Source organism: Streptomyces sp. NPDC088733 (assembly GCF_044751185.1).
Classification (GTDB): domain Bacteria; phylum Actinomycetota; class Actinomycetes; order Streptomycetales; family Streptomycetaceae; genus Actinacidiphila.
On sequence record NZ_JBIVLH010000013.1, the window covers coordinates 120383 to 133740 of the forward strand.

Below are 13358 nucleotides of genomic sequence, written 5' to 3' on the forward strand. Positions count from 1 at the left end.
GGTAGACGTGGATATCGACATAGTGCGCGTTGACGTGCAGTGCACTACGGTCGGTGCCGCCTGCCCAGGGTGCGGAGCCTGGTCGACCGGGTGCACAGCTCCTACCTGCGGTTTCCCGCTGACGCACCGAGCGCAGGACGAAGGGTCGTGCTCCGGTTACGGGTTCGGCGGTTCCGCTGCCGCGACACCGTGTGCGCTCGGCGGACCTTCGTGGAACAGGTACCCGGCCTCACCCGCAGGTACGGCCAGCGCACCGAGCGGCTGCGCTCCGCTCTGACCGCTGTCGGTCTTGCCCTGGCCGGACGGGCCGGCGCCCGGCTGGCCGCCGTCCTCGGCATGTCCGTCAGCCGGAGCACGGTCCTGCGCCTGGTCGACGCACTGCCCGAGCCGGAGGTGCCTGCGCCGCGGGTGGTCGGCGTCCATGAGTACGCCACCCGCAAGGGACGCCACTACGGCACCGTGCTGGTGGACGTCGAAACCCGCCGGCCGATCGATCTGCTCCCGGGCCGAGAGGCATCGAGTCCGGCCGCCTGGCTCGCCCAGCGACCCGGTGTCGAGGTCGTCTGCCGGGACCGCGCGCCGTTCTTCGCCGAAGGCACCGCTGCCGGAGCGCCGCAGGCGGTGCAGGTCGCCGACAGGTGGCATCTCTGGCACAACCTGAGCGAGGCCGCCGAGCGGAGTGTCGCCCAGCACCGCCGCTGCCTGCGTGTCCTGACACCCGCACCTACTCAGCCCGAACCCGAGACCGCCGCGGCCCCGGACCCGTCCGCGTCGCCATGGCCGACAGGCCACCGCTTCGCCGACCGGACCCGCGCCCGGCACGTAGCCGTCCACGCCTTGTTGGAGGCAGGCCACAGCCTGCGCTCGGTCCAGCGACAGCTCGGCATGGCCTGGCACACCGTCAGGCGGTTCGCCGATGCTGCGAAGCCGGAGGACCTGTTCACCGGCCAGTGGCAAAACCGGTCCTCGGTCCTCGACGACTACAAGCCGTACTTGGACGACCTCTGGAACGAGGGCTCCACCAATGCGTGGAAGCTGTGGGAGGAGATCGTGCCGCTCGGCTACAAAGGCAGCTACCAGCGCGTTCGCGCTTACCTGCGCGAGAAGCGGACCTCACCACGACCGGTGACCGCCCGGCCACCCTCACCCCGTGCCGTCGCCGGATGGATCCTCCGACACCCGGACACCCGGACACCCTCGCCGAGTCCGAGCAGCTCCAGCTCAAGGCCGTCCGGACGCACTGCCCCGAACTCGACGCTCTCACCCGCCACGTCCGCTTCTTCGCGGTCATGCTCACCGAGCGGCAGGGTGAGCGTCGCCCGGACTGGCTCGATGCTGTCCGGCAGGACGACCTGTCCAGCCTCCACACCCTCGCCGCCGGCATCGACCGAGACCGGGACGCCGTCATCGCCGTCCTCACCCTGCCCTGGAACTCAGGTGTCGTCGAAGGCCATGTCAACCGGATCAAGATGCTCAAGCGCCAGATGTTCGGCCGTGCAGGGTTCCAACTCCTCCACAAACGAGTCCTCCTGGTGTGACGGAGAGAAACAGCATCCAGAAACTGAACCGGAACCACCACCCAGGTTCTGAAACAACCTGTGCTTGCTGGGCGACCGTTGCTGAAATCAGAAGGCTGAGTCGGGGGGCGTGCACCTCGCTGCCTACAGGTTCCAGCGGTCAGCGCGATGCGTACTCGACATAGAGAGGGGTCGCCAGAATGCTGCCGAAGTCGTTGACTGCGAGGATCCGTGCAACTCCGGCGAGTCGTACTGGTGGTTTCCACCCTTCGAGATGCGGCGCGTCGACCTCGCACAAAAGTGTTACGGCAGATAGGGCATGGTCAGTGGAGCCGAGCGTTGAGAGGTCTCCGATCGCCGCGCGGTCGGGAAGTTCCTGCACAGCCTGGGCGTAGGCACGGATAGCTTCGATGTAAAGGTGACCGACTTGTTGGCTGTCCGAGTCCCCATCGCTCGTCGGTCGCCGACGGTCCAGAAGATGGGCCAACGATCCGACCAGCGCAAACGGTGGGTGCTGCGGGTATTGAGCGGCGGCGAAATAGACAAGCCCGTCGACCACTGGACGGTCACGGCCATCACCACTGCCAGGCCATGCGCTACCGAACCTGAATTCCTCCTCGAACTCAATCCAGCTGCCGACCGCTAATCCTTGGTCGGTTCTTTGCCGATGACCGTGCTTCCGCTCGATCATCTTCACCACCGCGTTCAACGCTCCGACGAGTGACGTCCGGCTATCACTGGACAATGATGCCTTCAGCGACAACACACCCGCATTGAGACCCGCTTCGAGACCGAGTCGCTCACGGACCCGCCCCGGGAGCTGAGGCACCAAGACCTCCATCTTCGACTCGGACAGATACAACAGGTCCCGCATTGCAGGGCGTGGACGGCGGAGCGGCATCGGTACTACCTCCTCGAACATGTATGACCAACGATTCCGGGCGGTGCCAGCAGCTTCTTCAGCCGGCGCACGACCCCTTCCACGTGCCCGAACTGTTGGCCCAACAACCCTGGCCACAGTTCGTGTTCGGGCAACCCCCCAAAGCACCCAGGAAACCACAGCTGTCACTCAGCATGCACGCGTCACGGAAGTTGAGCCAGAGCCCGAGAACGTACAGTGAATGCTCACCGCTTCGGGAGGCGGCGGAGTGCACTCGTGTTCGACCTTCTACAACTGCCGCCGATAGCGGTGAAATGAGTACTGATGCCTCACCCACCGGCCAATACCAAGGGGCAGAACCGCTGACGACCTCCGCCAGTTCATCTGCAGCCTCGGGCGTCAGGCTGTAGAACCCCTGAAGGCTCGCTCGGCAACGGCCGGTTCGAGGTGACCTTCGCAGACGGCCGGGTCCAGGAGGTGGACGGTACGGCAGCGACGGTCGCGATGATCCTGGACGGCCTGCCTGACGATGCCGTCCCGCGACCTCGGGGATCATGACACGCCGACCTCACGAGTTCCTGGCTGCCTCCTCGCGTCCCGGAGGCGATTCACGCGAGGCAGAACTCGTTTCCCTCGATGTCCTGCATCGTGATGCACGACTCGTTGACGCCGTCGGCGCGCTGCGTCAGCACGTGCTTCGCGCCGAGCGCCATCAGCCGTGCGCATTCGGCCTCGAGTGCGGCCAGTCGCTCATCCCCCACGAGCCCGGCGCCGACCCGCACATCAAGATGCACCCGGTTCTTGACGACCTTGCCCTCGGGAACTCGCTGGAAGAGCACCCGCGGGCCCACACCTGAGGGATCAGTGCACCCCAAATAGATCTCATCCTCAGGAGGCAGCGAGTGGTGGTACTCCTCCCACGTGGCAAAGCCCTCCGGGACTGTCGGCACGACGTACCCCAGCACCTCGCACCAAAAGGCAGCGAGGCGCGCAGGTTCCGCGCAGTCGAAGGTCACTTGGAACTGCTTGATCGTTGACATTGGCGCACGATAACAAGGGCCCCGCCCGTCTCCCCGGCTGGGTAGATCCACGCTGCCGCACAGGACAGCCCTCAGGTGCGGCGGATGACGAGGACGGCGACGTCGTCGAGGTGGTCCACGGCGACGACGGCGTCGAGGAGGAGATCCGCTGTCGCCTGGACGTCGAGCCCGTCGTGGAGGGCCTGGCCGGCGAGCGTTCCCGCTCGCTCCAGTCCGGCCTCCAGCGTCAGGCCCGGCCCCTCGACCAGGCCGTCGGTGACCATGACCAGCGCGGTGCCCTGTTCCAGGGTGAAGGTCTCCTCCCGGTAGTCGATGTCGGGCAGGACGCCCAGGACGGGCCCACCGGGTAGGGTGCGGATGCGGTGGCTGCCGTCGTCGCGGGCGTGGAGCAGGGGGACGTGGCCGGCGCTGGTGCCGATGACCCGACCGTCGCGCGGATCGACATGCAGCATGGTGCAACTGGCGAAGCGTGGTGCGTCCATCGCGGTGAGCAACTCGTTGGTGCGTGTCAGCACCGTTGCCGGCTCGGGCTCGTGGGCGGCGATCGCGCGCATGGACGAGCGCACCTGACCCATGAAGACCGCGGCGTCCACGTCGTGCCCCTGGGCGTCGCCGATCTCCAGCGCCACCGCACCGTCGGGCAGGAAGAACGCGTCGTACCAGTCGCCGCCGATGTCCAGCCCGTCGCGGCTGGGCTGGTAGCGGACGGCGACCTCGAGGCCCGGGAGGTGCTCGGGCAGCATGGGGAGCAAGCTCTGCTGGACCGCCGTGGACAGATCGACGTGGGCCTGCTGCAGACGAATGCGCCTCAGGGCCTGGCCCGCCAGGTCGGCCAGCGTGGTCATGAAGGCGAGCTTCTCCGGGGACGGGGGGTCCTCGCAGTCGTGCGTCACCGCCCAGGCGCCCAGGGGCCGGTCGCCCGGCGGGCCGAGAGGAGTGATCGACATCGCGACATCGGGGCCGGGCGGTGCCTGCGACCCAGCGGCGTCGCTCGGCCAGCACCGAGCGAATTCCTCCTGGTTGGCGATGAACTGCGGCTCACCGGTACGGATGGCACAAGGCAGCGGCCGGTCCTCCCCCAGCGACAGACCGAGCAGGGCGTCGGCCTGCCAGGTGGGAATCCCGGCGTCCGAGGAGACCCGCAGACGTCCGCCGTCGACGAGCGCGAAGAGGGCGCCGAAACCGCCGAACGCCGCGGCGAGCCGGGTCAGGACGACCTGCTGGAGATCCTGCTCGTCGGCGGCGGTGAACAGGGCTGAGGAGAACGCGGCGATCTCGTCGGCGCGCTGCCGCTCCGCACTCACCGCGGCCAGCATGGCCTCGCGGGGCGTGTCCGTCGCGGACTCGTCGCGGATCACCCCGAAGACCCGTTCGGGACCGCCGTACCCCAGCCTGACGCGGCGGGACTGGCCGGCCAGCGTGCGCCATCCGTCGTGCTCGGTGTGGAACCGCGCCCTGAACCACGGGGACTGGGCCACGGACGAGCGCACAAGCCGCTGCACGTCCTTCCGGTCCTCGGGGTGCACGCGCCGCATCACCATGGGCAGGGACATCGACGCCTGCGGGAAGAGCGTGGCCAGGGCGGGCTCGCCCCCCAGCCACTCGATCCGGTGCTCATCGGGTGAACACATGCAGAGGCCGAGGCCGGCGGCCTTGGCCGCCAGGTCGAACGGGATCAGCAGGGCGCCCAGGTCATGGCGGGCGTCCAAGGAATGCACCCACACAAGCCGCTCGCCACCCGCGGGGTCCGTCACCGGCCGCGCCTCGACCAGGCAGACCACGGACGCCTCGCCCGACCCGGGGAATTCCAGCACCCGCATGGCGAGCCGCTTCGTCGTGGCGCCGTGCGCCAGCAGGCTCCTCGCCGACCTGCGCTGGTCCTCGGACAGCAGATCACTGAAGCCGCGGCCCACGCACTGGTCCGCGGGCCTGCCCAGCGCCGTGGCCATGGCGGCGTTGAGACGGCGGACAACACCGTCCAGGGTCAGAAGAGCCGACGGTGTGTCCCGCTGCAGGAGTTCGTCCGAGGCGTCCATCTGCCGCTCCCTGACCGTCATCGAGCGCTATGACCCCGATAGACCTGACAATCCTATCCGCCGCGGAGCAGGTCGCGCCTTCCCCGTGAGGCTCCGGAACGGTGCACCCTCGACCCGGACTGGACCTTTTAGTCCTCTTAATCTAGGCTGCGACGCGCCGCGCACGAAGAACTGGAGGACCGGGATGTCCGACGTGCTGTATTCAGACACGGAATCGGCTGTGACAGTGAGCAACAATGAGAAAGAGCATCGCTACGAGATATCCGTAGCCGGTGAAACGGCCGGCCACATGGGGTACCGGGCAATCGGCACCCGACGCGTACTGATGCACACGGTCATCTACGACGCATACCGGGGGCGCGGTCTCTCCAATGTCCTCATCAAGGGCATCCTGGACTTTCTGTGCGTCCACGGAAACACCATTTCGAACTACTGCCCGGTGGTCGAGCGGTTCATGCGCAGGAATCCCGAGTACATCGGCCTGGTCGACGCCAAGCATTCGGGCACCTGGGTCTCGACTTCGAGCTGAGAATCCGGCTCAGTCCACGACGTAGGAGCGTACGTGGGCCAGCGCCATCTGCATGGAGACGCGCATCGGCTCGACGTCCTGGGCGGTCTGGGCCAGCAGATAGCCGCCCTGCAGGGCAGCCATGACGGCGGTGGCGAGCTGTTCCGGGTCCGCCTCCTCACGCAGCGAGCCGTTGGCCTGCATGCGCTTCAAGCCTGCCGAGATGAGTTGCTGCCACTCCGCGAACGTGTCGGCGAGCTTGTTCCTCGACGTGGGGTCCTGCGCCGCCCGCGCGCTGACGAGCGAGCCCAGTGCGCACCCGTAGGCACCGTTCTGCAAGGAGTTGAGCTGGATGAGCTTGTCGCTCCACCGTTCGAGCGCGCGGAGGGAATTCATCCGCTCCAGCATTTGCCGATCACGGTTCAGGACCTGACCGGTCCGCAACTCGATGACACTGTGGACCAGCTCGTCCTTGTCCGCGAAGTGGCGGTAGAGCTGGGATTTACTCGTCCCGCTCGTCGCTCGTACGTCGTCGAGTGAGACCGCGTTGACGCCCCTGACATGGAAAAGCTCGGCAGCGGCCTGAACAATTCGGTCGCGGGTGACAGCCCCGCGTGAGGTCAGGCGCCGCTCCTGCCTGGGAGCATCGTCGACGGACATGTGCCCGATATTACTACGGGCGATCACCGGTCCACGGAAGAGCCCGAGAGCGGTGCCGAGTGCCCGTCCGCCCTCCGGACTGGGGCGAGCCGCACGAGGTGCGACTCCTCGCGGGTGCGCGTGACATGCCTGCCGCGCGGACCACCTCCGCACATCGCTGGACGCGCAGCGGGGAACCCTCAAGCCTGGACGCGACTTCGCTGCGCGACGGCCGGTCCTTGTGGGCGCGGTGCGGACGCTGGACGACACCGTCCCTTCGGCGGCGCCAGGGGCGGAGCGCAGGAGCCTCAAGGTGCCCATCAAGGCCTGAGCCCGGAGACTGGTGCGTGTGGCGCGCTCGCGCCCCATCTGCGGCAAGTCGACCCCTGCAGGGTTCCCAGGAGGGTACCGGCCCCGGTGACCGGTCGCCCGCCCGCCGCGGGGTCCCGAGACGGATCGCAGCACATCTAGAAAAAGGACCATCTCGACCAGTCCTCGACTTAAGTGACCTGTTAGAGTGCAGGTCGGATCACAGTTGTGGACTGTTTAGTTCACTTCGGAGGGCTTGCAGCCGACCGTGCGCGGCGCGCGGACGGCGACGGTTCCAGGGAGGTACCCGATGAAGGCGATAGTGGTGACCGATCAGGCCGCGGGGACGGCCGGAATGAGGTTGGCGGAGCGCCCCACGCCTGAGGCTGCGGGGAACGATGTGCTTGTTGAGGTTCACGCGTCCGGATTCACTCCGGGGGAGCTGACGTGGCCCTCGAACTGGACGGACCGCCTCGGCCGCGACCGCACGCCGTCGATCCCCGGCCATGAGCTCGCCGGAGTGGTCAGCGCCCTCGGCTACGGCACGACAGGCCTGTCCGTGGGACAGCGCGTCTTCGGCCTCACGGACTGGACGCGCGACGGCACGCTGGCGGAGTACGCGGCCGTCGAAGCACGCAACCTCGCGCCGCTGCCCGGCGATGTCGACTTCACGGTCGGCGCGAGCCTTCCGATCTCGGGCCTGACGGCGTGGCAGGGGCTGTTCCAGCACGGTCGGCTTCAGCCGGGGCAGAGCGTCCTCGTGCACGGCGCCGCCGGCGGGGTCGGATCGATGGTGACGCAGCTCGCACGCGAGGCGGGTGCCTACGTCATCGGCACCGGACGTGCCGCCGATCGCCGGACGGCGCTCGACTTCGGCGCGGCGGAGTTCGTCGACCTGGACAACGACACGCTGGAGGACGCCGGCGGAGTTGACCTGGTGTTCGACGTGATCGGCGGCGACATCGGGAAGCGGTCCACGGGCCTGATTCGCGCCGGAGGAACCCTGGTGACCATCGCCGGCCCGCCGGAGGCGCGACCCGCGGACGGTCTGGCCGTCGACTTCGTCGTCGAGTCCGATCGCGCCCAACTGCGCGAGGTGGTCCAGCGGGTGCGGGACGGACGGCTCCGCACGGCCATCGGCAATGTCGCGACGCTCGATGACGCCGTCGCGGCCTTCAATCCGGCCGAGCGGGTCAAGGGAAAGACCATCATCCGCGTCCGCTGAGGGCTCATCCACGTTCCCGGCCGAGCGATCCGCTCCGCCCGGTGATCGACAGGGGTGCCCCGTCATCCAGGCGGGGCCGGCACAGATACAGGAACGGCCATGACCAAGGTGCTGTGGACTGACACGAGCGGCTCGATCAGGGTCCTCAAGGACGAGGACAACAGGTTCTACGAGGTTCAAGAGGACGGCAACTACGCGGGCCTGCTCGCCTACGAGCGCAAGGGCACCCAGTACAGCCTGACGCACACCTACGTCCAGGACGGTTTCCGCGGCCGCGGTCTGGGGACCGCGTTGATCCGCGAAGCGCTGTTCGATCTGGTGCAGGAACAGGCGGCGGTCACCAACCGGTGCCCCGTCATCGACCGCTTCATCGAGAGGTACCCCCGGTTCCGCGAGGACCTCGACCTCGGCCCGCAGGCCGTCGACGACGCCCGCAACTGAGGCGAATCGTTCAGAAGGGCAGAGAATGGCGATCGCCGGCGAAGCCATGGCGCGTGCTCGCCTGGTCCAGGCCGCCGCAGACCTCTTTTACGTCAAGGGTGTCAACTCGGTGACCTTGGAGGACGTGCGGGCAGCGAGCGGGCTGACCGAGTCCCAGTTCAACCGCTGTATCGCGGACAAGGACGAGCTTGTGCACAGTGTCATCGAGTTGCGTGCCCAGCAGATCCTCGAACGCGACCAGCAGCACCAGGAGCGGATGAGTTCCTTTGGCGCCCTGGAACACTGGAACGAGTCGATCATCCGCCTCAACTCGCTGCGGGACGGGGCCTACGGGTGCGCTCTGGGTGCACTCGTCGCATCCCGCGCGCCTCACGATCCCGCGGCCCGGAACCTGCTCGCCGAGAAGTTCGGCGAATGGCAGGAGTTGATCGCGGCCGGCCTGCGCCGGATGCAGGAGAACGGCTCGCTCAAGAAGCACGTCGATCCCGCGAAGCTCGCTGTGTCCGTGATGGCCGCGCTGCAAGGAAGTTACGTGCTGGCCCAGGTGGCACGTGACGTCGAACCGATGCGCGTCGCCATGGACATGGCCCTGGCACACGTGAAGACCTACACCGTGGACTGATACGCGGCGCACGAGGCCCGTGCGCGCCGCATCTCACGACCCCTACGGACAGCACACGCGCCGAACGGAAAACCGCGCGGCAGACCCCAAAGGAACAAGGACATGAGCGACAACGAAGAGCCCTACGACATGGTCGTTTTCGGGGCCGGCAGCGCCGGGTACGCGGCCGCATTGCGCGGGGCCCAACTCGGGCTCAGCGTCGCCCTGGTCGAACGCCACAAGCTCGGCGGCACATGCCTCCACAACGGCTGCATCCCCACCAAAGCCATGCTGCACGCGGCGGAACTGGCCGATCAGGCGCGCCATGGCCGTGACGTGGGAGTGCACTCGTCCTTTCGAGGCATCGACATGGAGGCCCTGCACGCCTACAAGGACGGCGTGGTCTCGAGCCTCTGCAAGGGGCTCACCGGCCTCGTCGACGCACGCGGCATCACCTACGTGGAGGGGGAGGGCCGGCTGTCGTCGGCGACCTCCGTCGATGTCGGCGGCCGACGGCTCACGGGCCGCCACGTCGTGCTCGCCACCGGGTCCGTTCCGAGGACCCTGCCCGGACTCGAGATCGACGGACGGCGCGTGATCTCGTCGGACCACGCTCTCGCCCTCGACTATGTCCCCGCGTCCGTGATCGTGCTCGGCGGCGGCGTCATCGGCGTCGAGTTCGCGTCCGCGTGGTCGTCGTTCGGAGCCCGGGTCGCGGTTGTCGAAGCCCTGCCGCACCTTGTCCCGGCGGAGGACGAGACCGTCTCCGGCCGCTTGGAGGCCGAGTTCCTCAAGCGCGGCATCACCCTTCACCTCGGTGTCCCCTTCGCCGGGAGCGAGTACACGGAGGACGGTATCCGCGTCCGGCTGGCCGACGGCAGGACGCTGGAAGCGGACCTCCTGCTCGTGGCCGTCGGACGAGGCCCGGTCTCCCAGGGCCTGGGATTCGAGGAGGCGGGCGTCGCCATGCACAGGGGACACGTGCTGGTGGACGAGTACATGCGCACCAGCGTCCCCACCATCTCGGCCATCGGAGACCTGGTCCCCACGCCGCAGCTCGCACACGTCGGCTTCGCCGAGGGCATCCTCGTCGCCGACCGCGTGGCCGGGCAGCGTGCCGTACCGATCGACTACGACGGCGTCCCGCGCGTCACGTTCTCCCGCCCCGAGATCGCGTCGGTCGGCCTGACGGAAGCCAAGGCCGAGCAGGTGCACGGGGCCGAGAACATCGACTCCGTCGTCTACGATCTCGCGACCAACGCCCGCAGCCGAACGCTGAGAACGGAAGGCCACGTCAAGGTCGTCCGGAGGAAGGACGGGGCAGTCGTCGGGGTGCACATGATCGGCGACCGGATCAGTGAGCAGATCGGCGAAGCGCAGCTCATCTACAACTGGGAAGCGCGTCCTCAGGACGTCGCCGGCCTCATCCACGCGTACCCGACGCAGGGCGAGGCGCTCGGTGAGGCAACTCTCGCGCTGACCGGCAAACCGCTGCATTTGCAGGTCTGATGCGGCGACCACTGGCACGCCGCCACAAAGAGTTACGCAGTCCATACGCCATGGCGTCAATCTGAGGCATTAAGCCATTGACCTGCACGTTTCCGGGACATTGATCAGCAATACCAAATACAAGAGGACTTGACAGTCCCGTTTTGTCTTTGAGACGCTGAAGAGAGTTCGTCGCAAGCAGTGGCTTTTGTCCGGAGCCCTCCATAGCGCGACGGCCGCATTCCACAGCGAACGTGAGGCATCCCCCATTGCGGGCCTCCCCCCCTTACGGCCACATTCGCCGCGTCGATCCGACCTGCAGTGAACGCCACACCACGCAGAGAAGGAACAGACACATGAACCACACCAAGCAGACCACCGAAGACCTGGCGATCCTCGACCAGCTCAACAACGACTATGTCCACTCCGACCAGTTCAACGACGTGCAGCGCTTCAGCGAGTTCCTCGCCGAGGACTTCGTCGTTCAGACTCCAGGCGTCACACGCAACCGTGCCGAGTTCCTCGAATACATCGCCGAGCCGCGACCCTTCAAGGATCTCGCTGTGCACGACGTCAAAATCCGCATCCTCAGTGACGTCGCCCTGATCCACGCCCGTGCCACCTACACCCTGCTCGCCGACGGCGCGCATCAGGAAGCCCTCTACACGGACACCTACCAGAAGCGTGACGGCAATTGGGTCTGCGTCTCGGCCTGCGCGATCGCCCCTGGCACCTGACCCGGCCGAATCGGCGCCGGTACGGCCGCCGGCACGGTCGGCCGCACAGGTGCCGGCCACATGCAGACAGACCACAGCCCCGCATCGGGACCTGACGTACCGACTCATGGAAAGGCACTGCTCGATGCAGGACCTGGCACCAGTGATCAACCTGACCCGCCGGGGCAGAACGCTCCAGTTGGCCTTCTCCGCCGCGGTGGTCGCCCTGGTGGCCTCGTTCGCCGCGTCGGCCGCACCGATCCCCTTGTTCAACACCTACCGGGCCGAGGACGGGTTCACCAACGCCGGCATCTCGCTGGCCATCGTCAGCAATGCCGTCGGCACCATCGCCGGACTGCTCGTGCTGGGACGACTCTCCCATCACCTGGGCCGACGGCCCACCGCGATCGTCAGTCTCAGCCTGCTCCTGCTGGGCTGCCTGCTCCTGCTGAACGTGCACGACATCGGGACCCTGCTGTCGGGCCGGCTCCTGATGGGTGTCGGTACGGGGGTGGCCGGCAGCAGCCTCACCTCCTACATCGTCGACACCGCACCCAGCAGACCGGAATGGCTGGCATCCGTCGCCTCCAGCCAGGGACCCATGCTCGGCCTCACCCTCGGTGCCATCGCCTCCGGTGCCCTGGTCCAGTTCGGCCCCTGGCCACGCCACCTCATCTACCTGGCGTGCGCCGGTTTCCTCGCGCTGTCCGCCGTGCTCGTCGTCATCAGCCCGGAAACCGCGAAGCCGACACCGGGTGCCTGGCAGTCCCTGCTGCCCCGGGTCCGCGTACCGGCGCGGGTCAGGAACCTGCTCCCGGTGGCCGCGGCAGTGTTCCTCGCGACGTGGGCGACCGGGGCTTTCTACCAGGCCTTCATGCCGGCGCTGGTCGCGGACCGATTCCACACCCGCAGCGCCCTCACGCTCGGACTGGTCTTCGCCCTCTACATGGCCCCCAGCGTTCTCGGTGCTCCCATCGGGGGCCGGTTCACCTCGGCCGCGGCCCAGCGAATCGGCATGGTCGTCTTCCTGGCCGGATGGATCGGCATCATCACCGCGATCGCCATCGGCACGCTGGCACTGTTCGTCGCCGCGACCGTCATCGCCGGCACCGGTCAAGGGATCGCCATCAGCTCCGCCACCCGCGGTCTGCTCCACGGCAGCACCCTCGCCGACCGGGCGCCGATCTTCAGCGCCGTCTACCTGCTCTGCTACAGCGGCGCCGCCTTCCCCAGCCTTGTCTCCGGCCAGCTCTCGAACGCCCTCTCGCTGCCGCGGATCACCCTCGGATACGCCGTGTTCGCTCTTGTCGCAACCCTCTTCAGCGTCCTCGCCGCTCGCGATCCGCACACCGACACGAGTAATCACGACGAACCGCGCCGGCTCCCGGCCACGCCCGTTTGACCGAACCCACTGATCCGGTCCCTCGACAGAAAGTACGACAATGACGTTCGATTTCGGGGCGGAGGCGTCCGCCCGTCAAGAGAACAATGCCGCGCTCATCGCCGCCTTGGACGAGGTAATTCCCGGCGAGGCGGAGTCCAGGTGGGTGCTCGATGTCGTCCACGACGCGGAGCACGGTCGCTGGATCGCCGCTCTCGGTGACGATGGGATCGCCGAACTCTCGTACCGGTTCGTAGGCGGCCGCGTCGTACTCCTGACGACCTGGGTCGACCCCGCCTACCGCAAGAACCGGGTGGCCTCCGAGCTCATCTCCCGCGTGCTGGACGAAGTCCGCGCGAGCGGGAAGAAGATCACCGTCATGTGCCCGGTGGTGGGTGAGTTCATCGACCGCAACCCCGAGTACGCCGACCTCATCGACACGGTCCATCCCGGTGCCGGCGCCTTCGTCAAGCACGAGCCCGTGGCAGGCCGCCACGACGACGAGCTCACCGCAATCGAGCACGACTTGGCGTAGCTCTCCGGTCACGACACGGCTCACGGAGCACCTGACCGCTGA

General features: G+C 67.5%; 13 protein-coding genes and 1 pseudogene. 10 read left to right on the forward strand and 4 right to left on the reverse strand.

Going from position 1 to position 13358, the window contains the following annotated elements; all coding sequences use genetic code 11:
* Positions 1-90: 90 nt before the first annotated feature.
* Positions 91-645: pseudogene (locus tag ACIP64_RS24285) on the forward strand (ISL3 family transposase); the annotation flags it as partial.
* A gap of 518 nt (positions 646-1163) precedes the next feature.
* Positions 1164-1538, forward strand: coding sequence for a transposase (locus ACIP64_RS24290; protein WP_401590408.1), 375 nt, complete (start codon positions 1164-1166; stop codon positions 1536-1538).
* Between the two features lie 139 nt (positions 1539-1677).
* Here the strand turns inward: ACIP64_RS24290 and ACIP64_RS24295 are convergent, their stop codons facing one another.
* From ACIP64_RS24295 to ACIP64_RS24305, 3 genes are all read right to left on the reverse strand, one after another.
* A complete protein-coding gene (locus ACIP64_RS24295; RefSeq protein WP_401590411.1) occupies positions 1678-2439 on the reverse strand; it encodes an SAVMC3_10250 family protein in 762 nt (253 codons plus the stop codon).
* A gap of 566 nt (positions 2440-3005) precedes the next feature.
* The gene (locus tag ACIP64_RS24300) at positions 3006-3437 is read right to left on the reverse strand and encodes a VOC family protein (RefSeq protein ID WP_401590412.1); all 432 of its coding nucleotides are present in this window, start codon (positions 3435-3437) and stop codon (positions 3006-3008) included.
* Positions 3438-3508: 71 nt separating this feature from the next.
* Positions 3509-5473, reverse strand: coding sequence for a SpoIIE family protein phosphatase (locus ACIP64_RS24305; protein WP_401590415.1), 1965 nt, complete (start codon positions 5471-5473; stop codon positions 3509-3511).
* Positions 5474-5657: 184 nt separating this feature from the next.
* On the opposite strand from ACIP64_RS24305, the gene ACIP64_RS24310 reads away from it, so the two are divergent.
* Complete coding sequence (locus ACIP64_RS24310; RefSeq protein ID WP_401590418.1) at positions 5658-6002, forward strand: GNAT family N-acetyltransferase; 345 nt, start codon at positions 5658-5660, stop codon at positions 6000-6002.
* A 9-nt stretch (positions 6003-6011) separates the two neighbouring features.
* Here the strand turns inward: ACIP64_RS24310 and ACIP64_RS24315 are convergent, their stop codons facing one another.
* On the reverse strand, positions 6012-6641 hold the full coding sequence (locus ACIP64_RS24315) for a TetR/AcrR family transcriptional regulator (protein WP_319660767.1): 630 nt from the start codon (positions 6639-6641) through the stop codon (positions 6012-6014).
* Between the two features lie 598 nt (positions 6642-7239).
* On the opposite strand from ACIP64_RS24315, the gene ACIP64_RS24320 reads away from it, so the two are divergent.
* The 7 genes from ACIP64_RS24320 (at position 7240) to ACIP64_RS24350 (ending at position 13316) form a co-directional block, all read left to right on the forward strand.
* Positions 7240-8154: an NADP-dependent oxidoreductase gene (locus ACIP64_RS24320; protein ID WP_401590422.1), complete on the forward strand. Its 915-nt coding sequence runs from the start codon at positions 7240-7242 to the stop codon at positions 8152-8154.
* A gap of 99 nt (positions 8155-8253) precedes the next feature.
* Positions 8254-8595 carry a GNAT family N-acetyltransferase gene (locus ACIP64_RS24325; protein WP_401590425.1) on the forward strand — a complete coding sequence of 114 codons (342 nt, stop codon included), beginning with the start codon at positions 8254-8256 and terminating at the stop codon, positions 8593-8595.
* Between the two features lie 25 nt (positions 8596-8620).
* A complete protein-coding gene (locus ACIP64_RS24330; protein ID WP_401590427.1) occupies positions 8621-9217 on the forward strand; it encodes a TetR/AcrR family transcriptional regulator in 597 nt (198 codons plus the stop codon).
* 102 nt (positions 9218-9319) lie between these two features.
* The gene (lpdA, locus tag ACIP64_RS24335; protein ID WP_401590430.1) at positions 9320-10705 is read left to right on the forward strand and encodes a dihydrolipoyl dehydrogenase; all 1386 of its coding nucleotides are present in this window, start codon (positions 9320-9322) and stop codon (positions 10703-10705) included.
* Positions 10706-11040: 335 nt separating this feature from the next.
* Positions 11041-11421 (forward strand): nuclear transport factor 2 family protein, encoded by a 381-nt coding sequence (locus tag ACIP64_RS24340; RefSeq protein WP_401590433.1) that lies wholly within the window; start codon positions 11041-11043, stop codon positions 11419-11421.
* 106 nt (positions 11422-11527) lie between these two features.
* Positions 11528-12802 (forward strand): MFS transporter, encoded by a 1275-nt coding sequence (locus ACIP64_RS24345; RefSeq protein ID WP_401590435.1) that lies wholly within the window; start codon positions 11528-11530, stop codon positions 12800-12802.
* A gap of 40 nt (positions 12803-12842) precedes the next feature.
* Positions 12843-13316 (forward strand): GNAT family N-acetyltransferase, encoded by a 474-nt coding sequence (locus ACIP64_RS24350; protein ID WP_401590437.1) that lies wholly within the window; start codon positions 12843-12845, stop codon positions 13314-13316.
* Positions 13317-13358 lie beyond the last annotated feature (42 nt).

Coding starts and splice junctions, on each gene's coding strand:
- ACIP64_RS24290 (WP_401590408.1), top strand. CDS start 1,164: ATGGATCCTCCGACACCCGGACACCCGGACACCCTCGCCGAGTCCGAG.
- ACIP64_RS24295 (WP_401590411.1), bottom strand. CDS start 2,439: ATGTTCGAGGAGGTAGTACCGATGCCGCTCCGCCGTCCACGCCCTGCA.
- ACIP64_RS24300 (WP_401590412.1), bottom strand. CDS start 3,437: ATGTCAACGATCAAGCAGTTCCAAGTGACCTTCGACTGCGCGGAACCT.
- ACIP64_RS24305 (WP_401590415.1), bottom strand. CDS start 5,473: ATGGACGCCTCGGACGAACTCCTGCAGCGGGACACACCGTCGGCTCTT.
- ACIP64_RS24310 (WP_401590418.1), top strand. CDS start 5,658: ATGTCCGACGTGCTGTATTCAGACACGGAATCGGCTGTGACAGTGAGC.
- ACIP64_RS24315 (WP_319660767.1), bottom strand. CDS start 6,641: ATGTCCGTCGACGATGCTCCCAGGCAGGAGCGGCGCCTGACCTCACGC.
- ACIP64_RS24320 (WP_401590422.1), top strand. CDS start 7,240: ATGAAGGCGATAGTGGTGACCGATCAGGCCGCGGGGACGGCCGGAATG.
- ACIP64_RS24325 (WP_401590425.1), top strand. CDS start 8,254: ATGACCAAGGTGCTGTGGACTGACACGAGCGGCTCGATCAGGGTCCTC.
- ACIP64_RS24330 (WP_401590427.1), top strand. CDS start 8,621: ATGGCGATCGCCGGCGAAGCCATGGCGCGTGCTCGCCTGGTCCAGGCC.
- lpdA (WP_401590430.1), top strand. CDS start 9,320: ATGAGCGACAACGAAGAGCCCTACGACATGGTCGTTTTCGGGGCCGGC.
- ACIP64_RS24340 (WP_401590433.1), top strand. CDS start 11,041: ATGAACCACACCAAGCAGACCACCGAAGACCTGGCGATCCTCGACCAG.
- ACIP64_RS24345 (WP_401590435.1), top strand. CDS start 11,528: ATGGAAAGGCACTGCTCGATGCAGGACCTGGCACCAGTGATCAACCTG.
- ACIP64_RS24350 (WP_401590437.1), top strand. CDS start 12,843: ATGACGTTCGATTTCGGGGCGGAGGCGTCCGCCCGTCAAGAGAACAAT.